The 23,360-nt window shown below is 60.6% G+C and carries 24 protein-coding genes; 9 read left to right on the forward strand and 15 right to left on the reverse strand.

Going from position 1 to position 23,360, the window contains the following annotated elements; all coding sequences use genetic code 11:
- Positions 1-231 precede the first annotated feature (231 nt).
- A complete protein-coding gene (gene fadD2, locus BLW22_RS22905; protein WP_065925283.1) occupies positions 232-1,920 on the reverse strand; it encodes a long-chain-fatty-acid--CoA ligase FadD2 in 1,689 nt (562 codons plus the stop codon).
- 223 nt (positions 1,921-2,143) lie between these two features.
- On the opposite strand from fadD2, the gene BLW22_RS22910 reads away from it, so the two are divergent.
- Positions 2,144-3,088 carry an alpha/beta hydrolase gene (locus BLW22_RS22910; protein ID WP_065925284.1) on the forward strand — a complete coding sequence of 315 codons (945 nt, stop codon included), beginning with the start codon at positions 2,144-2,146 and terminating at the stop codon, positions 3,086-3,088.
- A gap of 57 nt (positions 3,089-3,145) precedes the next feature.
- The gene (locus tag BLW22_RS22915; RefSeq protein WP_003175719.1) at positions 3,146-3,616 is read left to right on the forward strand and encodes a MaoC family dehydratase; all 471 of its coding nucleotides are present in this window, start codon (positions 3,146-3,148) and stop codon (positions 3,614-3,616) included.
- Between the two features lie 146 nt (positions 3,617-3,762).
- Here BLW22_RS22915 and BLW22_RS22920 read toward each other — a convergent pair whose 3' ends face one another.
- Positions 3,763-4,230, reverse strand: coding sequence for a ferritin-like domain-containing protein (locus BLW22_RS22920; protein ID WP_032891010.1), 468 nt, complete (start codon positions 4,228-4,230; stop codon positions 3,763-3,765).
- 206 nt (positions 4,231-4,436) lie between these two features.
- Here BLW22_RS22920 and BLW22_RS22925 point away from each other — a divergent pair, with 206 nt between their 5' ends.
- Complete coding sequence (locus BLW22_RS22925) at positions 4,437-4,673, forward strand: DUF3820 family protein (protein ID WP_017139191.1); 237 nt, start codon at positions 4,437-4,439, stop codon at positions 4,671-4,673.
- A 10-nt stretch (positions 4,674-4,683) separates the two neighbouring features.
- The gene (locus tag BLW22_RS22930; protein WP_074847513.1) at positions 4,684-5,859 is read left to right on the forward strand and encodes an aminotransferase class V-fold PLP-dependent enzyme; all 1,176 of its coding nucleotides are present in this window, start codon (positions 4,684-4,686) and stop codon (positions 5,857-5,859) included.
- Positions 5,860-5,961: 102 nt separating this feature from the next.
- On the opposite strand, the gene BLW22_RS22935 is transcribed toward BLW22_RS22930, so the two are convergent.
- The 3 genes from BLW22_RS22935 to zwf are packed head-to-tail and all read right to left on the reverse strand — an operon-like array spanning position 5,962 to position 8,811.
- Positions 5,962-6,627: a bifunctional 4-hydroxy-2-oxoglutarate aldolase/2-dehydro-3-deoxy-phosphogluconate aldolase gene (locus BLW22_RS22935; protein ID WP_026067364.1), complete on the reverse strand. Its 666-nt coding sequence runs from the start codon at positions 6,625-6,627 to the stop codon at positions 5,962-5,964.
- A 17-nt stretch (positions 6,628-6,644) separates the two neighbouring features.
- Positions 6,645-7,358, reverse strand: coding sequence for a 6-phosphogluconolactonase (gene pgl, locus BLW22_RS22940; RefSeq protein ID WP_027605597.1), 714 nt, complete (start codon positions 7,356-7,358; stop codon positions 6,645-6,647).
- The gene (gene zwf / locus BLW22_RS22945; protein WP_027605596.1) at positions 7,345-8,811 is read right to left on the reverse strand and encodes a glucose-6-phosphate dehydrogenase; all 1,467 of its coding nucleotides are present in this window, start codon (positions 8,809-8,811) and stop codon (positions 7,345-7,347) included. Before zwf ends, pgl begins: the two co-directional genes overlap by 14 nt.
- A 219-nt stretch (positions 8,812-9,030) precedes the next feature.
- On the opposite strand from zwf, the gene BLW22_RS22950 reads away from it, so the two are divergent.
- Positions 9,031-9,891 carry a MurR/RpiR family transcriptional regulator gene (locus tag BLW22_RS22950; RefSeq protein ID WP_169898656.1) on the forward strand — a complete coding sequence of 287 codons (861 nt, stop codon included), beginning with the start codon at positions 9,031-9,033 and terminating at the stop codon, positions 9,889-9,891.
- Positions 9,892-10,046: 155 nt separating this feature from the next.
- Here the strand turns inward: BLW22_RS22950 and BLW22_RS22955 are convergent, their stop codons facing one another.
- The 10 genes from BLW22_RS22955 to BLW22_RS23000 form a co-directional block, all read right to left on the reverse strand.
- The gene (locus BLW22_RS22955) at positions 10,047-10,892 is read right to left on the reverse strand and encodes a D-hexose-6-phosphate mutarotase (RefSeq protein ID WP_074847514.1); all 846 of its coding nucleotides are present in this window, start codon (positions 10,890-10,892) and stop codon (positions 10,047-10,049) included.
- Between the two features lie 100 nt (positions 10,893-10,992).
- Positions 10,993-12,339 (reverse strand): carbohydrate porin, encoded by a 1,347-nt coding sequence (locus BLW22_RS22960; protein ID WP_065925933.1) that lies wholly within the window; start codon positions 12,337-12,339, stop codon positions 10,993-10,995.
- A gap of 86 nt (positions 12,340-12,425) precedes the next feature.
- Positions 12,426-13,586 carry an ABC transporter ATP-binding protein gene (locus BLW22_RS22965; RefSeq protein ID WP_074847515.1) on the reverse strand — a complete coding sequence of 387 codons (1,161 nt, stop codon included), beginning with the start codon at positions 13,584-13,586 and terminating at the stop codon, positions 12,426-12,428.
- 2 nt (positions 13,587-13,588) lie between these two features.
- A complete protein-coding gene (locus BLW22_RS22970) occupies positions 13,589-14,434 on the reverse strand; it encodes a carbohydrate ABC transporter permease (RefSeq protein WP_027605592.1) in 846 nt (281 codons plus the stop codon).
- On the reverse strand, positions 14,427-15,335 hold the full coding sequence (locus BLW22_RS22975; protein ID WP_003175732.1) for a carbohydrate ABC transporter permease: 909 nt from the start codon (positions 15,333-15,335) through the stop codon (positions 14,427-14,429). The genes BLW22_RS22970 and BLW22_RS22975 overlap by 8 nt, the downstream gene beginning before the upstream one ends.
- An 80-nt stretch (positions 15,336-15,415) precedes the next feature.
- Positions 15,416-16,702, reverse strand: a complete 1,287-nt coding sequence (locus BLW22_RS22980) for an ABC transporter substrate-binding protein (RefSeq protein WP_027605591.1) — start codon at positions 16,700-16,702, stop codon at positions 15,416-15,418.
- 104 nt (positions 16,703-16,806) lie between these two features.
- On the reverse strand, positions 16,807-18,066 hold the full coding sequence (locus BLW22_RS22985) for a D-mannose isomerase (RefSeq protein ID WP_074847516.1): 1,260 nt from the start codon (positions 18,064-18,066) through the stop codon (positions 16,807-16,809).
- 150 nt (positions 18,067-18,216) lie between these two features.
- Positions 18,217-19,062, reverse strand: coding sequence for an ATPase (locus BLW22_RS22990; protein ID WP_074847517.1), 846 nt, complete (start codon positions 19,060-19,062; stop codon positions 18,217-18,219).
- A 127-nt stretch (positions 19,063-19,189) separates the two neighbouring features.
- Entirely contained in the window at positions 19,190-20,188 is a 999-nt protein-coding gene (locus BLW22_RS22995) for an NAD-dependent epimerase/dehydratase family protein (protein WP_074847518.1), read from the reverse strand.
- A gap of 52 nt (positions 20,189-20,240) precedes the next feature.
- Positions 20,241-21,134, reverse strand: a complete 894-nt coding sequence (locus BLW22_RS23000; protein WP_065925928.1) for a LysR family transcriptional regulator ArgP — start codon at positions 21,132-21,134, stop codon at positions 20,241-20,243.
- 100 nt (positions 21,135-21,234) lie between these two features.
- On the opposite strand from BLW22_RS23000, the gene BLW22_RS23005 reads away from it, so the two are divergent.
- From BLW22_RS23005 to BLW22_RS34885, 4 genes are all read left to right on the forward strand, one after another.
- Positions 21,235-21,636 carry an ACT domain-containing protein gene (locus tag BLW22_RS23005; RefSeq protein WP_027605586.1) on the forward strand — a complete coding sequence of 134 codons (402 nt, stop codon included), beginning with the start codon at positions 21,235-21,237 and terminating at the stop codon, positions 21,634-21,636.
- Positions 21,637-21,641: 5 nt separating this feature from the next.
- On the forward strand, positions 21,642-22,241 hold the full coding sequence (locus BLW22_RS23010; RefSeq protein WP_074847519.1) for a LysE/ArgO family amino acid transporter: 600 nt from the start codon (positions 21,642-21,644) through the stop codon (positions 22,239-22,241).
- Positions 22,242-22,419: 178 nt separating this feature from the next.
- Entirely contained in the window at positions 22,420-23,016 is a 597-nt protein-coding gene (locus BLW22_RS23015) for a superoxide dismutase (protein ID WP_003212997.1), read from the forward strand.
- A gap of 149 nt (positions 23,017-23,165) precedes the next feature.
- Complete coding sequence (locus tag BLW22_RS34885) at positions 23,166-23,342, forward strand: hypothetical protein (RefSeq protein WP_159440256.1); 177 nt, start codon at positions 23,166-23,168, stop codon at positions 23,340-23,342.
- Positions 23,343-23,360 lie beyond the last annotated feature (18 nt).

Consider the following 23,360-nt stretch of genomic DNA (forward strand, 5'->3'; position numbering starts at 1 on the left):
TCACAAAGCGCGCCGAGAGTAGCAGCTTTGCCAAGGGCCGACTAGAGCCTAAAGAGGGCCCCGCAGTCATAATCACGACTGTCCTACAATATTTGGTCACACTTTAAACAGAAGTGAAATACCTTGAGGAAAGGCTCTGGAATAAGGCCTTCAGGACGACGCACGACAAATGTGGGAGGGGGCAAGTCGAATCGTCGCACCGCCCCTCCCACATTTTTACCGCATCTCACATCAGGCGATGTCGCGTAGTTCCCTGCGCAGGATCTTCCCTACCGGCGTCATCGGTAACGAGTCGCGCAACACAATGTGCTTGGGCACCTTGTAACCCGTGAAGTTGGTCTTGCAGTACGCCTTCAACTCCTCAAGGCTCACCCCTTCTGCACGCGCCACCACGAACAGCTTCACCGCCTCCCCCGTGCGCTCGTCCGGCACGCCGATCACCGCGCAGTTGGCCACGGCCGGATGGGCCATCACCACGTCCTCGATTTCGTTGGGGTATACATTGAAACCCGAGACGATGATCAAATCCTTCTTGCGGTCGACAATGCGCACAAACCCATCTTCGTCGATCACCGCGATGTCACCGGTCTTCAGCCAGCCTTCGGCGTCCAGAGCCTCAGCAGTGGCCGCCGGTTGCTGCCAGTAGCCCTTCATCACCTGCGGGCCCTTGATGCACAACTCACCGCGCTCGCCCAGGGGCAGCTCGGTGCCTTCGTCATCAATTACCTTCATCGCCGTGGCGGGCACCGGGATGCCCACGGTCCCCAGGCGTGATTTCTTGCCGTAGGGGTTGGTGCTGGCCACCGGCGAAGTTTCCGTCAGGCCATAGCCCTCGCCGATCGAGCAGCCGGTGATCTGCTCCCAGCGTTCGGCCGTAGCCTTGATCAGGGCCGTACCGCCGGAGTTGGTGAGCTTGAGGTGGGAGAAATCCAGGTTCTTGAACTCCGGGTGGTCCATCAACGCCACAAACAGCGTGTTGAGCCCCAGCAGCCCGGTAAAGCGCCACTTTTTCAGCTCCTTGATAAACCCACCGATGTCCCTGGGGTTGGTGATCAGTACGTTGTGGTTACCCGAGACCATCATGCACATGCAGTTCGCGGTGAAGGCATAGATATGGTACAGCGGCAGCGGCGCGATCATCACCTCCTGCCCTTCCTTGATCAGCGGGTGGCCGTCGTCGCCCACCTGGGACATGCACGCGCGCGCCTGTTGCATGTTCGCCACCAGGTTGCCATGGGTGAGCATCGCGCCCTTGGCCAGGCCGGTGGTGCCGCCGGTGTATTGCAGCACGGCAATATCGTCCAGGTTCACCGGATGGCGCGTCACGCCGAGGCCCGCGCCCATGCGCAGGGCGCGCTTGAACGACACCGCACGCGGCAGGTGGTAGGCCGGGACCATCTTCTTGACCTTGTCGACCACGGTGTTGACCAGCCAGCCTCTGGCAGCGGGCATGAAGTCGCCCATCCTGGCTTCGATCAGGTAGTCGATCTCGGTGTCGGTGCACACGTCCTGCACCCGCGAACCGAACAGGTTGAGGTAGACCAGGGCACGCACGCCGGCGTCCTTGAACTGGTGGCGCATCTCGCGCGGGGTGTAGAGCGGGTTGGTGTTGACCACGATCAGCCCGGCGCGCAGTGCGCCGAACACGGCGATCGGGTAGTGCAGCACGTTGGGCATCTGTACGGCGATGCGCTCGCCGGGCTTGAGGTCGGTGTGCTGCTGCAGGTAGCCGGCGAACGCCGCACTCTGGCGCTCAAGCTCGGCGTAGGTCAGGGTGACGCCCATGTTGCTGAATGCCGGACGGTCGGCAAAGGCCTTGCACGAGCGCTCGAAGACTTCGATTACCGACTTGTAGGCCGACAGGTCGATGTCATTGGGAACGCCCGCCGCGCGTTTGTCATTCCAGAAATCAGGTTGCATTATTCTTGTCCCCTTACCTGAAGGTGTCCGGCCGCTTTTATAGAAAGCGGAGCTTGGGGGACGTTAGCAGCTATGGCCAAACAGGCAAATACAGCAAATTGCGTCATTGATTGTATGAATCTTGTCCCTGATGCGCAGGCAGATACCCCGTCGCCTGACAGATGAGCTATACACTGCAACAACGTCGAGCAGACCTTGAGCAGACCTTGAGAAAGGGAACCCCATGAACCACAGCACCTTCTGGCTGACCGCGAATGACCGCAGCCGCCTGTACGTCAATCATTGGATGCCCGACGGCCCGGCCAAGGCGGTGGTCATGCTGTCCCACGGCATGGCGGAGCACAGCGGGCGCTATGCGCGGCTGGCCGAAGCCTTGTGCAGTGCAGGCTATGGCGTGTATGCGCCGGACCAGCGTGGCCACGGCCGCACCGCCGACGAAGGTACGCTGGGCCTGTATGCCGAAAAGGATGGCTGGAACAAAGTGGTCGGCGACCTGGCCAGCCTCAACCAGCACATCGGCCAGCAGCAGCCGGGGCTGCCGATCATTTTGCTGGGCCACAGCATGGGCAGCTATATCGCCCAGGCCTACCTGCTGCACCACAGCGCCAGCCTGCATGGAGCGATTCTCAGCGGTTCGAATTTCCAGCCCGTGGCGCTGTACCGCGCCGCACGGCTGATCGCTCGCGCCGAACGCCTGCGCCAGGGTGTGCGCGGGCGCAGTGCGTTGATCGAGTTCCTGTCGTTCGGCTCGTTCAACAAGGCATTCAAGCCCACTCGCACCGCGTTCGACTGGCTCAGCCGTGACCCGAACGAAGTCGACAAATACATCAACGATCCACTCTGCGGCTTCCGCTGTACCAACCAACTATGGATCGATCTGCTCGGCGGCTTGCAGCAAATCAGCAAAGCGTCCAATCTCGCCCAGATCGATCCGGGCCTGCCGATCCTGGTGATGGGCGGCGAATGTGATCCGGTCAGTGAGGGCAAGCGTCTCAAAAGCCTGGCCCATGCCCTGCGTGAGGCCGGCAGCCAGCACCTGCAACTGAATATCTACCCGCAGGCGCGTCACGAAGTGTTCAACGAAACCAATCGCGACGAAGTCACCGCCGATGTGCTGACGTGGCTCGACCAGGCCCTGACCTTGCGCAGGCCGGCCCACTGCGAATAAATTTACGTTTAAAATCAGATAGTTAAATTACCGATTAGCCACAGGATGCACCTTTAGATGACCCAGGTAACCAACACCCCGTACGAAGCCCTTGAAGTCGGCCAGACCGCCAGCTACAGCAAGACCGTCGAAGAGCGTGATATCCAGCTGTTTGCCGCCATGTCCGGCGACCACAACCCGGTACACCTGGATGCCGAATACGCCAAGGCGACCATGTTCAAGGAGCGTATCGCCCACGGTATGTTCAGCGGCGCCCTGATCAGCGCGGCCGTTGCGTGTGAGCTGCCCGGGCCGGGCACTATCTATATCGGCCAGCAGATGAGCTTCCAGAAGCCGGTGAAAATCGGCGATACCCTGACCGTGCGCCTGGAAATCCTCGAGAAGCTGCCGAAGTTTCGCGTACGCATTGCCACCCGTGTGTTCAACCAGCGCGATGAGCTGGTCGTGGATGGCGAGGCGGAAATTCTTGCACCACGCAAGCAGCAGGTCGTGACCTTGACCGAGTTGCCGCCGATCAGCATCGGCTGAGTACGGTTTTCAAGGCCAACACCCTGCAAATGTGGGAGGGGGCTGCCCCCGATGGCGGTGTGTCAGTGATTGAAATATCGACTGATCCACCGCTATCGGGAGCAAGCCCCCTCCCACATGTCTTACACAGCAGCGCTTAGGAGCGCTTACGACTGAGCGCGAGCCTGGTTACGCAGGGCTTTTACCTGGTCGTGATTGCGTTGCACGCCGTGGTACTGACGCTCAACCAGGTCACGAATGCCCAGCAGGTTGTGCTTGTTGATCTTCTCGATGGCTTCTTTATAAGCCTTCAGTGCGTGATCTTCGCCGCGCTCGGCTTCGTTCAGCACAGCCTCTTCGTCCTTACCGGTCACCATCGACTTCACGTCGACCCAGCCACGGTGCAGGGCGCCGGCTACGCTGCCGGAGTCTTCCGGATCACCGCCCAGGGCACGCACGGCGGTCTTCAATTCGGCGGCGGCGGTAGCGCAGTCAGCGGAGCGCTTGGCAAACAGCGCCTTGAGTTCCGGATGCTTGATGTCTTCTGCGCATTCCTTGAAGCCTTTCTGGCCGTCGATGCTGGTCTCGATCAGGTCGTTCAGTACGGAGATCGATTCTTTGTTGATGTCAGTCATTTTTCAATTCCTTAGGCAGGTGAAGAAGGGTTGCCTTAATGATTGCAGCGCTCGTGCCAGGTTTTGAAAAATTACTTTTATATTTATTTTCAATGACTTAAAAATATTTGAACCATCTGTATGTGCGTTATTTGCATGATCTGTCATTTGGCCTTCATGCAGAATGCCTGTATTTTCGAAGACCTCGTCTTATTCACACGAAGCCCATGAATCCCGAAAAACTCGAACTGCTGATCACCCGCGAAATGCCCTTCGGCAAGTACAAGGGCCGGATCATCGCCGACCTGCCGGGTCCCTACCTCAACTGGTTCGCCCGCGAAGGCTTTCCCCACGGCGAACTGGGTGGGTTGCTGGCATTGATGCAGGAAATCGACCACAACGGCTTGTCTGAATTGTTGGAACCGCTGCGCGTTAAACACGGCAAACCCGCCCCCCGCCATTAAGAGACTCGCCATGCCAAGGAATGCTGACAACGAACCTCACTGGCAGGCCATCGCCCAGCGCTATGCGCTGGAGCCCGGCCCGATCAACCTGGAGAACGGCTACTTCGGGCGTATGAGCCGCGAGGTGCAGGCGCAGTACCTGGAGCATGTGGCGTTTATCAACCGCAGCAACTCGCTGTATGTGCGCCAGCGCTTCGAGCAAGGTGAAAACGTCGAGATCCGTCGCCAACTCGCAGGCCTGATCGACGTCGACCCCGAGGCAGTCGCCTTTACCCGCAACGCCACCGAAGCCTTGCAGTCGCTGATCCGCAACTACAACCGCCTGCAACCCGGCGATCAGGTGCTGATCAGCGACCTGGAGTACGACACGGTCAAAGGCGCGATGCGCTGGTTGGCGGGGGTTCGCGGTGTGGAGGTGATAGAACTGTCCCACACCCACCCGGCCAGTTTCGACAGCCTGATGCAGACCTATCGCGATGCGTTCGCCCAATACCCGCGCCTGAAGCTCATGGCACTGACCCATGTGACCCACCGCACCGGCCTGGTGATGCCCGTAGAGGCCATCGCCAAGGCTGCGCGTGAGCATGCCATCGACGTGATCCTCGACGGCGCCCATGCACTGGGCCAGATCGAGTTCAACCTCGCCGAACTGGGCATTGCGTTCGCCGGCTTCAACCTGCACAAATGGATCGGCGCGCCGCTGACCCTGGGGTTTCTCTATATCGCCCCCGAACGCCTGGCAGATATTGATCCGGACATGGGCGAGTTCCACTACCCCGCCACCGACGTGCGGGCACGTACGTCGTACAGCACGCCGAACTTTCCGGCACTGATGACCTTGCCGCTGGTACTGCAAGAACATCGCGCGCTGGGTGGCGCGGCGGCCAAGGGCGCGCGGATCAATTACCTGCGGGATTTATGGGTGAGACAGGTGCGACCGTTGCCGGGGATCGAGGTGCTGACGCCGGATGATCCACGGCTGTATTGCGGGATTACGGCGTTCAAGTTCAGCGGGCGGGATCAGCAGGTGATGGTGGATCGCATGCTCAAGGACTATGGGCTGTTCACTACTACGCGCACCGGTGCGGCGTTTGGTACCTGTATCCGCGTGACACCGGGGTTGGTGACGTCGGCGGAGGACATCAATGTCCTGGTCAATGCCATTACCGAGCTAAGCAGAGATTAAAGGTGGGCCTCAGGTTTTTACCGGCAAAAAAAAAGCGGTACACCGACCAAGTGCACCGCAAAAATGCCGTTAAGCACAGCAACAACGATTCGATGAATCAGATCAATCCAGCAGCGCCAGCGCCTGCGCGGTGACTTCCTGGATGCGGGCCCAGTCGCCGTTCTTGACCCACTCCGGGTCAAGCATCCAGCTGCCGCCCACGCACATCACGTTTTTCAACGCCATGTAGCTTTTGATATTGGCCGGGCCGACGCCGCCGGTCGGGCAGAATTTCACTTCGCCGAACGGGCCGCCCAAGGCCTTGATCGCGGCGACACCACCGCTGACTTCGGCCGGGAACAGCTTGAAGCGACGGTAGCCCAGGCCGTAGCCTTCCATGATGCCGGAGGCGTTGCTGATGCCTGGCAGCAGCGGGATCGGGCTGTGCACCGAGGCTTCCAGCAGGTCACGGGTGATGCCGGGGGTGACGATAAATTGCGAACCGGCGACTTCCGCCGCTTCAAGCATGTGGCGGTCGAGTACGGTGCCGGCGCCGGTGCACAGTTCAGGCCGCTGCTCACGCAGCACCTGAATGGCCTTGAGGCCGAACTCGGAACGCAAGGTCACTTCCAATGCGGTCAAACCACCGGCTGCCAGGGCATCGGCCAGCGGCAGGATGTCCTGCTCGCGGGCAATGGTGATCACCGGCAGGATCCGCGCCTTGGCGCAGAGGCTGTCGATCAGGGCAACTTTATCCGCCATGGACACGGTCGGTTGAGGGCTTTTCATAGCGGCTGATCCTTGGCTCATGGGCACCAGTAAATCTCTAAAGTAGGTTGCAAAAACGCGCGAATCGGCATGGCAGCAACGTCGTCACTGGCCAGCGCGGCGCTCAAGGTGGTCAATTTCGAACTGCCGGAAATCGACAGCGCGGTGTAGTGGGCCGTGGCCAGCAATGCGCGACTCATGGTCAGGCGCTGGTGCGGCACGGTCGGCGCCAGCATCGGCCAGCAACGGCGGGTACCGTCGGCCTGCAGTGCAGCGGCGAGGTTCGGGCTGTTGGGAAACAGCGATGCGGTGTGGCCGTCATCGCCCATGCCCAGCACCAGCACATCAATGGCCGGCAACTCGGCCAGCAGGCGATCGGCCTGCTCGGCAGCGTCTTCAAGGTTGGCGGCGGCGCTGTACAGGCTGAGGAACCTGGCCTTGGCCGCCGGGCCTTGCAACAGGTGCTGCTTCAACAGGCCGGCATTGCTGTCGGCGTGTTCCACCGGCACCCAGCGCTCATCGGCCAGGGTGATGGTGACCTTGGACCAGTCCAGGCCTTGCTTGGCCAGGTTCTGGAAAAACGCCACGGGGCTGCGGCCACCGGACACCACCAGGGTCGCTTCGCCACGGGCACTGATGGCCGCGCGCAGTTGTTCGGCCACGTCGTTGGCCAGGCCGTCCGCCAGCAGCACAGGCGTGCGGTACTCGTGGGCAGTCACGCCCCGAGGCAGTTTCAATTCAGATATCGCCATACCAAGACCTCCCATCCCGCGTGATCAGTGCAATCGAGCTCATCGGCCCCCAGGACCCCGCCGCATACGGCTTGGGCGCATCACCGGATTTTTTCCACCCGGCGATCAACTGGTCACACCACTTCCACGCGGCTTCGATTTCATCTTTGCGAACAAACAGGTTCTGATTGCCGCGCATCACTTCCAGCAGCAAACGCTCGTAGGCATCGGGGATGCGCGCGCTGCGATAGGTGTCGGAAAAATTCAATTGCAGTGGCCCGCTGCGCAGTTGCATGCCCTTGTCCAGGCCCTGCTCCTTGGTCATCACGCGCAGGGAAATACCTTCGTCCGGCTGCAGGCGGATGATCAGCTTGTTGCTGATCTGCAGGCGCTGTTCGGGGGCGAAGATGTAGTGGGACGGTTCCTTGAAATGGATGACGATCTGCGACAGCTTCTGCGGCATGCGCTTGCCGGTGCGCAGGTAGAACGGCACCCCGGCCCAACGCCAGTTACGAATATCGGCGCGCAGGGCGACGAAGGTTTCGGTGTCGCTCTGGGTGTTGGAGTTCTCTTCTTCCAGGTAACCGGGCACCGGCTTGCCGGCGCTGTAGCCGGCGATGTACTGGCCACGCACCACTTGAGTGGTAAGGCCATCCGGGCTGATCGGCGCCAGGGCCTTGAGCACCTTGACCTTCTCGTCACGGATGCTGTCGGCGGACAGGTCGGCCGGCGGGTCCATGGCGATCAGGCAAAGCAGTTGCAGCAGGTGGTTCTGGATCATGTCGCGCAGCTGGCCGGCCTTGTCGAAATAGCCCCAACGGCCTTCGATACCGACCTGCTCGGCCACGGTGATTTCCACGTGGGAGATGTAGTTCTGGTTCCACTGGGTTTCGAACAGACTGTTGGCGAAACGCAGGGCGATCAGGTTCTGGACGGTCTCTTTGCCCAGGTAGTGGTCGATACGGTAGGTGCGGTTTTCCGGGAAGAACTGCGCCACGGCGTCGTTGACCTTGCGCGAGGATTCCAGGTCCGAACCGATGGGTTTCTCCAGCACGACGCGGGTGTTTTCCGCCAGGCCGACCTTGGACAGGTTCTCGCAGATCGCACCGTACACCGCCGCAGGCGTGGCGAAGTAGGCAATCAGGCGTTGCTCGGTGCCGGCCTTTTCCGCCAGGGCCACGTAGTCATCGGCTTTCATGAAGTCGACGTGGACATAGGTCAGGCGCGCCAGGAAGCGCTGGGCGATGCTCTCGTCCAGTTCCTTGCCGACGTATTTACGCAATTCTTTTTCGATATGGGCCAGGTGTTGCTGCTCGGAACCGGCTTCCCGGGCCAGGGCCAGGATACGGGTATCGTCGTGCAGCAGCCCGGCGCCATCGAGTTGATAGAGGGCAGGAAATAACTTGCGCAGCGCCAGATCACCCAAGGCGCCAAACAGGGCAAAGGTGCAGGGTTCTACGGTTATCGAAGGCATGATGTTTGTTCTTTTATCAAGTTAAGCTACAAATACCTTTTTTCAAGGCATCACTCAAGGAAAAATGTAGTAATAACCACAACATTTTCCGGAAATACGCATTCCGAGTGGTGGTGTTCAGCTACCCTCAGTAGGATAGGCCACCGCAAAAGGCCACTCGTCGATTGGTTGCCACCCTTTATTTGCATCGTCGCCCGAAGGAAAGACTGAATGGACCGCGTGCGAAATCTTCTGGAACAGATCCGGAACCGCCTCGAAGAATTGAACAAGGCTGAGAAAAAAGTGGCCGAGGTCATCCTGCTCAACCCGCAGCAGGCGACCCGCTTCTCCATCGCAGCCCTTGCCCAGGCCGCCTCGGTCAGTGAACCGACGGTCAACCGTTTCTGCCGTTCGTTCGGCGTCAGCGGTTACCCTGAACTTAAATTGCAGTTGGCGCAAAGCCTGGCCAGTGGCGCAGCGTATGTCAGCCGCGCCGTGGAGGCCGATGATAACCCCGAGGCCTACACCCAGAAGATCTTTGGCAGCGCCATCGCCTCACTGGATGCCGCCTGCCAGGCCCTGGACCCGGCCCTGATCAGCAAGGCCGTGGACCTGTTGATCCAGGCGCGGCAGATCCACTTCTTCGGCCTGGGCGCTTCAGCGCCGGTGGCCATGGACGCGCTGCACAAGTTTTTCCGCTTCAACCTGGCGGTCACCGCCCACGCCGACGTGCTGATGCAACGCATGATCGCCTCGGTGGCCCACACGGGCGAGCTGTTCGTGATTATTTCCTACACCGGGCGCACCCGTGAGCTGGTGGAAGTGGCGCGTATCGCCCGGGAAAACGGTGCGTCGGTGCTGGGCGTAACCGCCGAGAACTCGCCGCTGGCCAAGGCCAGTACCGTAAGCCTGAACATTCCACTGCCCGAAGACACCGACATCTATATGCCGATGACCTCACGGATCATTCAGTTGACGGTGCTGGATGTGCTGGCGACCGGTATGACCTTGCGCCGTGGAGTGGATTTCCAGCCGCATTTGCGCAAGATCAAAGAGAGCTTGAATGACAGCCGGTATCCGGTGGGGGATGAGTTCAACTAAGCCCCTGCCACCGTAGCAGCTGCCGAGCGCAAGCGAGGCTGCGTCGGCTGCGACTCGGGCTTGAATCGGCAGCGCGCCTGACGCAGCCTCGCTTGCGCTCGGCAGCTGCTACGGTTTTGCGCAGTGTCGGATAAGACGGTATCTACGACAATGTGCTAGGCGCCTGCCCGCGCCTGCAAACTGAGATGCGCCCTCTCCCCCGGCGCCAGACTCGCCCCGGCCATCGCCGACTCCACGCACACAAACCCCGACGCTTCGTTGAAGCTCACCCCCAGCAGCGGCCGGCTGCCGGGATGCCATACGACGGTGTCGGCGCTGTCGCCGGTATCAATGCACAATTCACGCTGCCAGGCGTGATCCTTGAGGTGCAGTTCGCCATCGTGCTGGAACACCCGCTGGCAGCCGCCATCAACCCTTAGTTCGCCTTCCTGCTGGCACGCCTGGCGATTGAGCTGGTCGTAACCGTGCGCGCCGTCGAGCCCAGACAGCGCTATCTCATCGACGTGACCAATACGCCAGTAAGCGTGCAAAGCATGGCTCAACTGGCACGGCAACTCGTCCTGGTGCTCGGTGCTCAGGCGCAATTCCAGGGTGTCGCCCAGGTGCGCGTGCAGGTCGACCTGCCAGTCGCACAGCTGCAATTGCCAGTGCAGGCGCACGCCGTCGTCGTCGCTGCTGCTGTCGAGCAGTTTCCAGTCGATCAACCGCGCCCAACCATGGGACGGCCACGCGTTTTCGCACGGATGGCGGCCATACCACGGCCAGCACACCGGCACGCCGCCACGGATGGCGCCGACTTGCGGCCACTTGGCCGCACACCACAGCCAGGGTTTCTGGCCACGGGGCTGAAAGTGCAACAGTTGCGCGCCCTGGCGACTGAACACCGCCTGGCACAGCGGATGGTCGATCACCAACACGTCGCGCATCTGAAAGCGCTCCCAGGCGAACACCGGACGCTCGCGCAGGGATTTGAAAAAGCGTTGCAGCGGTTGCTCATGCATGTGCCACGGTCCCAAATATCACAGTGCCACCCAAAAAAAAGCGGATAGCCATGGCTACCCGCAAAATGCGCACAGAGAGAAGGAGCTTATCGCAACAGCGTTAGAACGTAGACTGAATTTTCAGGCCCGCCACCAGCGCGTTGTCGACTTTATCCACGCCGCCCGGTTGGACAACGTATTGCAGGTTGGGACGCACGGTCAGCCAGTTGGTGACGTGGAAACCGTAGTTGATTTCGAAGTTGTACTCGGTTTCGCGGATCGGCGAGAACAGCGGGTTGTCGTAGTCGGCCACGCCGTTGGCGGCATTCAGCAGTTCGGCGTTTTTCTTCACGTCATCGTTGACGTGCAGACGCGCAGCACCAATACCGACGTCATCTTTCGGACGCGCGTCGAATGGGCCTTTGTACACCAGCATCAACGACTGGTAGTTGTCGACCAGGTTGGTTTCCTTGTCGTGGAAGGTCGCGTTGGCGGCGATGTTCAAGCCACGGGAAGCGTCGCCGTTGTGGGTGGTGAGTTGCTGCTGGGCAACGAACCAGTAGCCTTTTTTGCTGCTGCGGGTACGGTAGGCCGCACCGGTGGTGGCAGCATCGTTGCCATTGACGTCTTCACGAACGTCAGCAGCATCGGCGGCGCTCTTGTAGTAACCCACACGGTATTCGCCCGGCAGGTTATTCACCTTCGGCGACCAGACCAATTCCACCGGAATCACGGTGCCCTTGGTGCCGCTGCCGCTGAGCTTGAAGCCGTTGCCGTGCTCCAGCTGCGACGGGTTCTGGTTGTACGCACCGATTTGCGCATACAGCTCAGGCGTGATGTTGTACTTCACGCGGATCGCGGCCTGGCTGACCGGCCAGTTGTACCAGGTGTTTACATAGTTGCCGACCTGGGAGCCACAGAACGACAGGTTCTGGAAGTCGCACGGGAAGGTATTGAAGTCTTCGCCTTCACCGAAGTAACCGAGCTTCACGTCCAGCTTGTTGTCGAACATCTGGTGCTGAATCCAGAACTGGGTCAGACGCACCATGTGGCCACGACCGTAGACTTCCATGGACGAGCTCAGCGTGCCGGCACGCGGGTCGCCAATGCGGTCGTTGGAGATGTTCTGGCCATTACGGTTAGTCAGCTGGATCTTGGCCTGGGTGTTATCCCAGCCCCACAGCTTTTGCAGGTCCAGCGCCACGCCCAACCCGAACTGGTCGGAGTAACGGCCGGTCCTGTCGTCGTTGTAGCCGCCGCGCAGGTTGGCGCCCATTTCCCCTACGTAGTCAGCCTTGATGTCGATACCTTGCTCGATCAGCTTGGTACGCTCGCCGCCCCAATCACCGGTCATCCACTTGGAGTCGGCACTGAATGCATCGGCCGCCATCGCATTGGCGGACAGTACAAGAGCTGCTGCTGCTGACAGTTGGCAGATCAGCCGAGTGTTGTTGTGTTGCTTTTTCATCCCTACATCCTCGTCTTTATTGTTATTAAACTGTTTTTATCTAACGCGGGTTACTTTTTTTCATCTAAAACAACAACTTATCTACTTCAGCGACCTTTGAATTGGGCCACGTTGTCCGCATGCCCCTGTGCGGGCAATGAAGAAGCAGTGCCGAGGCGCTCGCCCGTGTTGGCGTCGAACAGCAATACCTTGGATGGATCGAATTGCAGTGTCAGGGTCTCGCCCACCTGCGGCGCCACATCAGCCGCCAAACGGCAGCAGACCTTGGTGTCATTGAGCTGCACAAACACCAGTGTGTCCGGGCCGGTCGGCTCGGTGACCTGGACCTCGGCACGAATGCTCGATGAACCATTACCCTCACCCGCCGCCAACACGATCTGCTCCGGGCGCAGGCCCAGGATCACATCACGGTCTTCCAGGCCGGCGTCGTTCATACCCAGCGGCAATTCGCATCGCGCCTGGCCGCTGTCGAGCAGCGCCACCAACTTCCCGTCCTTGCGTTTTAGACGCATAGGAACGAAGTTCATCGGTGGTGAACCGATAAAGCTTGCCACAAATAGGTTAGCAGGGTCGTTGTAAATTTCTTTCGGCGTGCCGAATTGTTGGATGATGCCGTCCTTCATCACCGCCACCTTATCGCCCAGGGTCATCGCTTCGATCTGGTCGTGGGTCACGTAGACCGTGGTGGTCTTGAGGCGCTGGTGCATCAGCTTCATTTCGGTACGCATCTCGACGCGCAGCTTGGCATCGAGGTTCGACAGCGGTTCGTCGAACAGGTAGATCTTCGGCCGACGCGCCAGGGCCCGGCCCATGGCCACGCGCTGTTGCTGGCCGCCGGAGAGCTGGCCCGGCTTGCGGTTGAGCAGGTGTTCGATCTGCAGCAGCTTGGCCACGCGCGCCACTTCGGCGTCGATGTCGGCCTGGGGCATCTTGCGGATCTTGAGGCCGAACTCGATGTTCTCGCGCACGCTCATGGTCGGGTACAGCGCGTAGGACTGGAACACCATGGCGATGTCACGGTCCTTGGGGCTCATGCCGCTGACGTCCTGGTCGCCGATCATGATCGCGCCGCCGGTGATGGTCTCCAGGCCGGCGATGCAGTTCATCAGCGTGGACTTACCGCAACCCGAAGGGCCGACCAGGATCAGGAACTCTCCCTCTTTGATCGACAGTTCGATGTTCTTCAAGGTGTCGGGCAGGCCGGCGCCATAGGTCTTGTTTACATTGCGAAGTTCAAGCGTAGCCATGATTACCCCTTGACCGCGCCGGCCGTCAGGCCGCGCACGAAATACTTGCCTGCGATCACATAGACCAGCAGGGTCGGCAGCCCGGCGATCATCGCCGCCGCCATATCCACGTTATATTCCTTGGCCCCGGTGCTGGTGTTGACCAGGTTGTTCAGCGCCACCGTGATGGGCTGGGAGTCGCCACTGGAGAACACCACACCGAACAGGAAGTCATTCCAGATCTGGGTGAACTGCCAGATCAGGCAGACCATGATGATCGGCGTGGACATCGGCAGAATGATCTGGCGGAAGATGGTGAAGAAACCGGCACCGTCCAGGCGTGCCGCCTTGATCAACGCATCCGGGATGCTCACGTAGTAGTTACGGAAGAACAGCGTGGTGAACGCCAGGCCGTACACCACGTGCACAAACACCAGGCCGGTGGTGGTGCTGGCCAGGCCCATCTTGCCGAGGGTGAACGACGCGGGCAGCAGCACGGTCTGGAACGGCAGGAAGCAGCCGAACAACAGCAAGCCGAAGAACAGCTGCGAACCACGGAAGCGCCAGAACGACAGCACATAACCGTTCAACGCACCGATGGCGGTGGAAATCAGCACGGCCGGCACGGTGATCTTGAGCGAGTTCCAGAAGTAGCCATCCACGGTGGCCCATGCCTTGACCCAGCCGATGCCGCTGACCACGGTCGGCCAGCTCAACAGGTTGCCGGTGCTGATGTCTTCCGGGGTCTTGAAGCTGGTGAGCAACATCACCACCAGCGGTACCAGGTACAGCAATACAGCGAGGATCAACACCGCGTAGATCGCGATGCGGCTCAGGCTGATGGCAGGTTTGGCAGCGAGACTAGTCATTACGTTTGGTCCTCAGCTCGGAGTAGAGGTAAGGCACGATGATCGCGAGGATCGCACCGAGCATCAGGATTGCACTGGCCGAGCCCATGCCCATCTGGCCACGGCTGAAGGTGAACGAGTACATGAACATGGCGGGCAGGTCGGACGAATAGCCCGGGCCACCGGCCGTCATGGCCGCCACCAGGTCGAAGCTCTTGATCGCAATGTGCGCCAGGATCATCACCGCACTGAAGAACACCGGACGCAGGCTCGGCAGCACCACGCTCCAGTAGATGCGCGGCAGGCTTGCGCCGTCGATCTGGGCGGCACGGATGATCGACTGATCAACGCCACGCAGGCCGGCGAGGAACATCGCCATGATGAAACCGGAGGCTTGCCACACGGCGGCAATCACCAGGCAGTAGACCACGCGGTCCGGGTCGATCAGCCAGTCGAGACGGAAGCCTTCCCAGCCCCAGTCACGCAGGAGTTTGTCCAGGCCCATGCCCGGGTTGAGCAGCCATTTCCAGGCGGTACCGGTGACGATCATCGAGAGCGCCATCGGGTACAGGTAAATGGTGCGGATAAAACCTTCGCGGCGGATTTTCTGGTCGAGGAAAATCGCCAGGGTCACGCCGATCACCAAGGTGATGCCGATAAACATCCCGCCGAACAGCGCCAGGTTCTTGCTCGCCACCCACCAGCGGTCGTTGTCGAACAACCGCTCGTATTGCGCAAGACCCGCCCATTTGTAGCTTGGCAGGAACGTAGAGGTGGTGAACGAGAGCACAAACGTCCACAGGATGTAGCCGTAGAAACCCACCAACACGATGAACATGCTGGGCGCCAGCACCAGTTTGGGTAGCCAGCGCTGCAGTGCATCGAACGGCGAGGCTTTGCTGAACACAGCAACAGAACTCATGGGGAAATCCAATACAGGGAAAAAGGACTACAGAAGCACGCCTTGTGAGGGGTCAGGGATCCCCCTCACAAGGTCAACCGTTACTTGGCAGACTTGATCGCAGCGCCGAGTTTCTTGGCGGTGTCGGCCGGGTCGGCTTTCGGGTCGTTGATGTAGTTGGTCACGACATCGAAGAACGCACCTTGCACCGCCAGGGTGGTGGCCATGTTGTGCGCCATGCTTGGCTGCAGGCCGCCGGTCTTGGCGTCAGCCAGGAAGTCCTTGGCGGCGGTCTGGGCGCAGGAGTCGAAACCGTAGGAGTCCATTTTGTTCAGCATGTCGTTGCGAACAGGGATCGAGCCCTTGTTGATGCTGAACACCTTCTGGAAGTTTTCACCCAGCACGACTTTGGCGATGTCCTGCTGGCCAGCGGCAGTGCCTTTGTCTTTCTGCTTGAACACCGCCAGGGAGTCGATGTTGTAGGTGAAGGCTTTGTCGGTGCCCGGGAAGGCTACGCACTCGTAGTCTTTGCCGGCGACTTTCTTGGCGGCAGTCCATTCGGACTTGGCCCAGTCACCCATGATCTGCATACCGGCCTTGCCGTTGATGACCTTGCCTGCTTCGAGGTTCCAGTCCTGGCCTTTGCCGTCGACGTCCATGTAGGTCGCGACTTTCTTCAGCTCGGTCAGGGACTTGACCATTTCCGGGCCGGTCAGCGCAGCATTATCCAGGTCGACCAGGGCTTTCTTGTAGCCATCGGCGCCCATTACCGACAGGACCACCGCTTCGAACACGGTGCTGTCCTGCCAAGGCTGGCCACCGTGGGCAAGCGGGATAAAGCCCGCAGCCTTGAGCTTGTCGCCGGCGGCGTAGAATTCTTCGAGGGTGGTTGGGTTCTTGGTGATACCGGCTTTCTTGAAGACTTCCGGGTTGATCCACAGCCAGTTCACGCGGTGGATGTTGACCGGTACGGCAACGTAGTCGCCGTCGTACTTCACGGTGTCGGAGACTTTCTTGTCGAGCAGGGAATCCCATTTTTCGTCTTTGGCGACGGACTTCAGGACGTCGGTGTCGAGCAGGCCGGTAGAGGCCCACTCCTGGATGTCGGGGCCTTTGATCTGGGCAACGCCTGGCGGGTTGCCGGCGACCGCGCGGCTTTTCAGCACGGTCATGGCCGTGGCGCCACCACCACCTGCGACGGCGCCGTCTTTCCAGGTGAAGCCGTCTTTCTCGACTTGGGCCTTCAGGACATCTACAGCCGCTTTTTCGCCACCCGAGGTCCACCAATGCACAACTTCAACCGTCCCTTTGGAGTCGGCGGCAAATGCACTGAGGGGAAACAACGAGGCAACGGAAATAGCTACGGCGAGGCGATTAATCGCGTTCATCTGAATACCTTTTCTTGTTGTTATGCATGCAAGTCTGGAGCTTGCGCTGCACGGAGTTTAAACATGGTTTTTTCGAGCACAGGTAACAAAGGGATGCACAAATGTCACCACTTGGTGACATAACATCCAGCGCCTAAAGCGCTGGCCATGCTCGGTGCCAGGGGCAGTGCAGGCAGCACGACCGCTTGCCAGGCATGGTACAGGTCCGGTTTACCGCCCCAGATGGTGCTGCTGGGCTGGTTGTGCGGGCTGAGTTCGTGGTGCCAGCTGCCGTGGAGGCGGTCGATGAAATGGGTGTCGCAAAACTCCCAGAAACGCCGGTACCAGGTTTCGTAATGCAGCTCACCCGTGCGTTTGAGCAAGGCCTGGGCAGCGGCGCTGGCTTCGGCGTGGGTCCAGTGCAGACGCTCGCGCACGACCGGGCGGTGGTTCCAGTCCAGGGTGTAGACGATACCGGGGGCGCCATCCACGGCCCAGGCATAGTCGCAGGCGCTGGCAAACAGGCCCTTGGCGGCGCTCAGCAGCCAGTCCGGCGTGGCCAGCCCGGCCTGCAGGCGCGCGGCTTCCAGGTTCAGCACCAGCCGCGCCCACTCAAAGCCATGGCCAGGGGTGATGCCATACGGGCGGAAGCCATCGGCGGGGTTGTCTTCGTTGTAATCGAGCAGGGGTTTCCATTGCGCGTCGAAATGCTCGATCACCATGAACTGGTTGGCGGCGGCGTGGGTATGAATCACTCGCTCGACGATGCGCAGGGCGCGATCCAGCCAACGTGTGTCGGCGGTGACATCGGCCAGGGCCAGGAAGGCTTCGGTGGCGTGCATGTTGCTGTTGGCGCCGCGATAGGCTTCGACGCCGCTCCAGTCCCGGGCGAAGGATTCGAGCATCACGCCCTCCTCTTCGCTCCAGAAGAACTGGTCGATGATATGGATGGCGTCGTTCAGCAGATTTTGCGCACCGGGCGCGCCTGCCACCACGGCCGAGCTGGCGGCCAGGGCGACAAAGGCATGCAGGTAGGCCGCCTTGCCGCTGTTGCCGTCCAGGGCCTGGGGCACGGCGAACCAGCCACCGTGTTCGCTGTCACGCAAAGGTCCGCCCAGGGCCGCAACACCGTGCGCCACCAATTCGGCATAACCCGGCAAGCCCATGGCATGGGCCATGGCGAAGCTGTGGGTCATGCGCGCGGTATTCATGGTTTCGGCGCGAGCATCGGCCGGCAACTGGCCTCTGTCGCCGAGGTTGCCAAAACCCTCAGGCAGACGGGAGGCCTTGGCGAAGGCCAGCAGGCGCTGCCCTTCGGCGGCGAGCCAGTCGTGATGGGCAGGTGCATTCAGCCAACTGCTGGCAGGCAGTGGTCGCGTGGTCATGGGTGGCCCTTATTATTGTTTGTGGGATGACCGGAGTCTAAACAAGGGCAAGGTGGGGGCAAGTAACGAAGGGGATGGGAAATGTCACCAGATGGTGACATTCAAGCCGCTAGGCGGCCTGTGGCAAGCAAGCTTGCCACAGGCCCGATATTACTGGCCGAGCGGCGTTGCTGCCGCCGGCGCATTCAGGCGCTGATTCAGGTTCTGCACCTGGCTCTGCAAGGTGGTGATATTGCGGGTGGTCTGGATGCGGAACACGTCGAACTCCTTGTTGGTCGGCGCATCGCTGTTGGCCGGCTGGCTGTCCTGGGCGCTTTTGAGTACCACGAGGTCCTGCTCAAGACGGGCGATGGCTGCGCTCGGGTTACCTTGCTTTTTCAAGGCAGCCACATCAGCAACCAATTCCTTTATCTCGGTATCGCGCTTGCCGGCATCGCCCTGCGCTGCCTTCAGGGTGGCCACTGCATCGGTCAAGGCTTGCACCTGGCCCTGCAGCTTGGCATTGGCGCTCGACAGCTCAGTGGTGCTGGCAGTCATTTGCGCCAGGCGCTTGTCCAACTCGGTGGCCTGGCCGGCAACGCCGAGTTGCTGCTTGCCCTGCTCCAGCAACTGGGTTTCCAGCTGTTTGATCTGCAGTTTCAGTGCTTCGCTGCCGTTGTTCACGTTGGCTTCACTGGCTACGACCTTGCCGGAAATGTCCTGCAGGCGCCCTGCCGCTTCTTCGCTGATGCGCGCAAAGCTTTCCTGGGTGGCTACCAACTGCTGGCCCATCAGGGAAATCTGCTGGAAGCTCCACCAGGCCAGGCCGGCGAAGGCGATCAGCAGCGCGCCGATCAATGCCCACAGCGGGCCGGTGCTGGCGCCCTTGACCTTGACCACGGGCGTGTTGCGCGAACGCACCGAGGTGGCCGGGGAAGGTTCGAAATCATCGTCATCCCCAAGATCGGCCCGCAGGCTGGGAATGTTGTCGAAATCGTCTTTGGCATCGTTACGCATGAATCAACCCTGAATCGGTGAGTTAGCTGGCTGGAAAGCCGAGCGACGGGAGTATAAACCCCAACCCCATCGCGTTGATCGACCCGGAACCTGGAATTCGGTTCCCGATGTGTTGCCTGTTGTGACCTTATTTGAACCCGGGATCCTGGGCCTTCCACCAACTGCAGAACTCGTCGAGGGCAGTCCACAGGCTGACCTTGGGCTCGTAATCCAGATAATGCCTGGCCCGGCTGATGTCGAGGGTGAAATCTTTGTTCATTACCTGCATGCCCAGGCGCGATAACGCCGGCTCCGGACGACCGGGCCACATTGCGCAAAAGGCTTCGTTAAGCGCCGCCACGCTGTAAGACAAGCCGTAGGAGCGGTAACGGGTCACCTGGGGCAGCTCCATTTGGCGCATCACGTAATTGACCACATCCCACACCGGCACCGGCGTGCCGTTGCTGATGTTGTAGGCCTTGCCCAGGGCCGAACCGGTGGCCAGCAAGCTGCTGAGCAGCGCTTCGTTGAGGTTGTGCACACTGGTGAAGTCGACCTTGTTGAGACCGTCGCCGACGATAGCCAGGCGGTTCTTGCGCTGCATCTTCAACAGGCGCGGGAAAATACTCATGTCACCGGCACCGGTGACGAAACGCGGGCGCAGGGCCAGCACCTCGAGGCCGAACTCCTGGGCGCCGAACACTTTCTGTTCGGCCAGGTACTTCGTGGCCGCATAGGGATGCTTGAAGCGCTTGGGGACTTGCTCTTCGGTCAACCCGCGGTGATCGCGCCCGTCGAAGTAGATCGACGGCGACGACAGGTGCACCAGACGGCCCACGCGCTGCTTGAGGCAGGCTTCCACGACGTTTTCAGTCACCAGCACGTTGCCTTGATGGAAGTCCTGGTACCTCCCCCACAAGCCCACGGCGCCTGCACAATGCACCACGGCTTCGACATCGCGGCACAGGTCGCGCACCAGGTCGGCATCACTCAAGTCACCCTGGATAAACTCGGCACCGCGTCGAACCAGGTGCTCCACACCCTCGGCGCGCCGCCCGTTGACCCGCACGTCCAGGCCCTGCTCCAGGGCGAAACGCGCAAAGCGCCCGCCGATGAAGCCGCTTGCGCCGGTGACCAGAATCTTCATGTATTACCCCGTGTTCTTTCATTTTTCATCGCAGTTGCCTTGACGACCGCCATCAGTCCAACGGCACCAACCATTGTCCGCAGGCTTGGGCCAGGTGGTCGGTCAACAGGCCCAACAGCTGCCCGCCGCTGCGCCAATGATGCCAGTACAACGGTACATCGATGGGCTTATCTGGCATCAACTCGACCAACACGCCCTTTTCCAGTTGGTCGCGCACCTGCAACTCAGGCACCAGCCCCCAGCCGAGCCCGGCTTCCGCCAGGCGGATAAAGCCTTCGGACGATGGGCATAAATGGTGTTCGAAACCGCCGTCCACGCCCAGAGACGCCAGGTAGCGGTGCTGCAGGAAATCATCCGGGCCGAACACCAGTGCCGGTGTGCGCGCCAGTTGCTCGGCACGCACACCTTGGGGGAAATGCCGTGCAACAAATGCAGGGCTGGCCAACGCCCGATAACGCATGGCGCCGAGCAACAGGCTGCGGGCTCCGGCCACCGGGCGCTCGCTGGCGCAGATACAGGCGGCTACTTCCCCGGCGCGCATGCGCTTGAGTCCCACCGTCTGGTCTTCTACGACCAGATCCAGCAGCAAATGCTGCTCGGCACAGAAGTCGCTGACCGCCTCGGCCCACCAAGTGGCCAGGCTGTCGGCATTCAGGGCGATGCGCAGGCGTTCAGGCATGCCTTCTTCGTCCAGCGCCGGCACCTGGCTTTGCAGGTCGCGCTCCAGCAGCCGCACCTGCTGCACATGGTTAAGCAAACGCCGACCTATATCGGTGGGCGCCGGCGGCGTAACCCGCACCAGCACCGGCTGGCCGATGCGTGCTTCCAATAACTTGATGCGCTGGGAAATCGCCGATTGCGACAGCCCCAATACCTGGGCACCGCGCTCGAAGCCGGCCTGTTCCACCACCGCCGCCAGGGCGGAAAGCAATTTATAGTCGAACATCAGTTTCTCTAATGAGCGATCAGCAATATTGGTTTTTCTTATACAGCCTGGACCACGAGAATAGCCAGCATCGCTTCTCTCTTTAAAAGGAACCTTCACCATGGCTGGCGAAACCGCCCTGGCAACCCTGCTGCGCAGCATGAGCCCGCAGCTCAATGACGGTGACTACGTGTTCTGCACCCTGCCTGACCATCGTATCCCGGCCGGTTGCGAGGCCATCGGCAGCTTTCGCGAGCAGGAAGGCCTGACCCTGATCCTGGAGCGCCGGCAGGCGGAACAGGCCGGGCTGGCGTTCGACTACATCGCCGCGTGGATCACCCTGAATGTGCATTCAGCGCTGCAAGCCGTGGGCCTGACGGCCGCCTTCGCCAGCGCACTCGGCAAAGCCGGGATCAGTTGCAACGTGATCGCCGGCTACTACCACGACCACCTGTTCGTCGGCCGTGCGGATGCCGAGCGAGCCATGGACGTATTGCGGCAACTGGCAGCGACTTCGGAGTAATGGTTATGTGGCAAAGCTATCTGAACGGATTATTGGTGGCCCTGGGGCTGATCATGGCCATCGGCACGCAAAACGCATTTGTATTGGCGCAAAGCCTGCGCCGTGAACATCACCTGCCGGTGGCGGCGTTGTGCGTGGTGTGCGACGCCTTGCTCGTGGCCGCCGGGGTATTCGGCCTGGCGACGGTGCTGGCACAAAACCCGCTGCTGCTGGAGATTGCCCGCTGGGGCGGCGCCGCGTTCCTGCTGTGGTACGGCACCCTGGCGCTGCGCCGGGCGTTTTCGACACAGGGCCTGGAGCAAGGGGGCGACCTCAAGGTCCGCTCATTGCGCGCCGTATTGCTCAGCGCCTTGGCGGTCACGTTGCTCAATCCTCATGTGTACCTGGACACGGTGCTGCTGATCGGCTCACTGGGCGCGCAACAAACCGAACCCGGCGCCTACGTGGCCGGGGCCGCGAGTGCATCGTTGCTGTGGTTCGCCACCCTGGCGCTCGGCGCGGCCTGGCTGGCGCCATGGCTGGCACGCCCGGCGACATGGCGCCTGTTGGACCTGTTGGTAGCGGCGATGATGTTCAGCGTGGCCTATCAATTGATCAGCGCCTGATGAATATTCCAAAACGCTCTGGAACCTCTATCCCACACAGTTGTTGCGTGGTTTTGCCGCACCCCCGGTGCTATGATCCGGACCCTGCGCCGCAAAGAGTACAAACTCCCCGGCGCTTGTTTGGCCGCCCGTGATCGGCCTTGCGCTCACCGCAACTGACCTGATTAGGAGAATCATCATGGCTTTCGAATTGCCGCCGCTGCCCTACGCACACGATGCCCTGCAGCCGCACATCTCCAAGGAAACCTTGGAATACCACCACGACAAGCACCACAACACCTATGTCGTGAACCTGAACAACCTGGTGCCAGGCACCGAGTTCGAAGGCAAGACCCTGGAAGAAATCGTCAAATCTTCTTCGGGCGGCATCTTCAACAACGCCGCTCAGGTCTGGAACCACACCTTCTACTGGAACTGCCTGGCACCAAACGCCGGCGGCCAACCCACCGGCGCGCTGGCTGAAGCCATCAACGCCGCGTTCGGTTCGTTCGACAAGTTCAAGGAAGAATTCACCAAGACGTCCGTCGGCACCTTCGGTTCCGGTTGGGGCTGGCTGGTGAAAAAGGCTGACGGTTCCCTGGCCCTGGCCAGCACCATCGGCGCCGGCAACCCGCTGACCAGCGGCGACACCCCGCTGCTGACCTGCGACGTGTGGGAACACGCCTACTACATCGACTACCGCAACGTACGTCCAAAGTATGTGGAAGCGTTCTGGAACCTGGTCAACTGGAAGTTCGTCGCTGAGCAGTTCGAAGGCAAGACCTTCACTGCCTAAGCAACCCTTGCAGTAGAAAGAGCCCGGCGATTGCCGGGCTTTTTTGTGGGTGCAGCATAGGCAAGCCAGAAATACTGGAACCCACCAATAGGATTCACCACACAAGGGGTAGGAGGAATAAACCTCTTAATCACGTGTGAGGAATTACGATGGATCCTATGTCGGCGGCAACGGGCGCAATCCCAATGATAACGGGACTTCTTGATAAGGGTATGGATCTGGCCAAAGGAGTAATGGACATGACAAACGAGGAAATCGACATAGCCGGTGGCGGCGAAAAGATCGGCGGGGAAGGACAACAACCACAGGGTCCGGTTAATTACTAACACCGCCGGCTCGCAGAA

Source organism: Pseudomonas marginalis (assembly GCF_900105325.1).
Lineage (GTDB): Bacteria > Pseudomonadota > Gammaproteobacteria > Pseudomonadales > Pseudomonadaceae > Aquipseudomonas > Aquipseudomonas marginalis.

Coding starts and splice junctions, on each gene's coding strand:
- fadD2 (WP_065925283.1), bottom strand. CDS start 1,920: ATGCAACCTGATTTCTGGAATGACAAACGCGCGGCGGGCGTTCCCAAT.
- BLW22_RS22910 (WP_065925284.1), top strand. CDS start 2,144: ATGAACCACAGCACCTTCTGGCTGACCGCGAATGACCGCAGCCGCCTG.
- BLW22_RS22915 (WP_003175719.1), top strand. CDS start 3,146: ATGACCCAGGTAACCAACACCCCGTACGAAGCCCTTGAAGTCGGCCAG.
- BLW22_RS22920 (WP_032891010.1), bottom strand. CDS start 4,230: ATGACTGACATCAACAAAGAATCGATCTCCGTACTGAACGACCTGATC.
- BLW22_RS22925 (WP_017139191.1), top strand. CDS start 4,437: ATGAATCCCGAAAAACTCGAACTGCTGATCACCCGCGAAATGCCCTTC.
- BLW22_RS22930 (WP_074847513.1), top strand. CDS start 4,684: ATGCCAAGGAATGCTGACAACGAACCTCACTGGCAGGCCATCGCCCAG.
- BLW22_RS22935 (WP_026067364.1), bottom strand. CDS start 6,627: ATGAAAAGCCCTCAACCGACCGTGTCCATGGCGGATAAAGTTGCCCTG.
- pgl (WP_027605597.1), bottom strand. CDS start 7,358: ATGGCGATATCTGAATTGAAACTGCCTCGGGGCGTGACTGCCCACGAG.
- zwf (WP_027605596.1), bottom strand. CDS start 8,811: ATGCCTTCGATAACCGTAGAACCCTGCACCTTTGCCCTGTTTGGCGCC.
- BLW22_RS22955 (WP_074847514.1), bottom strand. CDS start 10,892: ATGCATGAGCAACCGCTGCAACGCTTTTTCAAATCCCTGCGCGAGCGT.
- BLW22_RS22960 (WP_065925933.1), bottom strand. CDS start 12,339: ATGAAAAAGCAACACAACAACACTCGGCTGATCTGCCAACTGTCAGCA.
- BLW22_RS22965 (WP_074847515.1), bottom strand. CDS start 13,586: ATGGCTACGCTTGAACTTCGCAATGTAAACAAGACCTATGGCGCCGGC.
- BLW22_RS22970 (WP_027605592.1), bottom strand. CDS start 14,434: ATGACTAGTCTCGCTGCCAAACCTGCCATCAGCCTGAGCCGCATCGCG.
- BLW22_RS22975 (WP_003175732.1), bottom strand. CDS start 15,335: ATGAGTTCTGTTGCTGTGTTCAGCAAAGCCTCGCCGTTCGATGCACTG.
- BLW22_RS22980 (WP_027605591.1), bottom strand. CDS start 16,702: ATGAACGCGATTAATCGCCTCGCCGTAGCTATTTCCGTTGCCTCGTTG.
- BLW22_RS22985 (WP_074847516.1), bottom strand. CDS start 18,066: ATGACCACGCGACCACTGCCTGCCAGCAGTTGGCTGAATGCACCTGCC.
- BLW22_RS22990 (WP_074847517.1), bottom strand. CDS start 19,062: ATGCGTAACGATGCCAAAGACGATTTCGACAACATTCCCAGCCTGCGG.
- BLW22_RS22995 (WP_074847518.1), bottom strand. CDS start 20,188: ATGAAGATTCTGGTCACCGGCGCAAGCGGCTTCATCGGCGGGCGCTTT.
- BLW22_RS23000 (WP_065925928.1), bottom strand. CDS start 21,134: ATGTTCGACTATAAATTGCTTTCCGCCCTGGCGGCGGTGGTGGAACAG.
- BLW22_RS23005 (WP_027605586.1), top strand. CDS start 21,235: ATGGCTGGCGAAACCGCCCTGGCAACCCTGCTGCGCAGCATGAGCCCG.
- BLW22_RS23010 (WP_074847519.1), top strand. CDS start 21,642: ATGTGGCAAAGCTATCTGAACGGATTATTGGTGGCCCTGGGGCTGATC.
- BLW22_RS23015 (WP_003212997.1), top strand. CDS start 22,420: ATGGCTTTCGAATTGCCGCCGCTGCCCTACGCACACGATGCCCTGCAG.
- BLW22_RS34885 (WP_159440256.1), top strand. CDS start 23,166: ATGGATCCTATGTCGGCGGCAACGGGCGCAATCCCAATGATAACGGGA.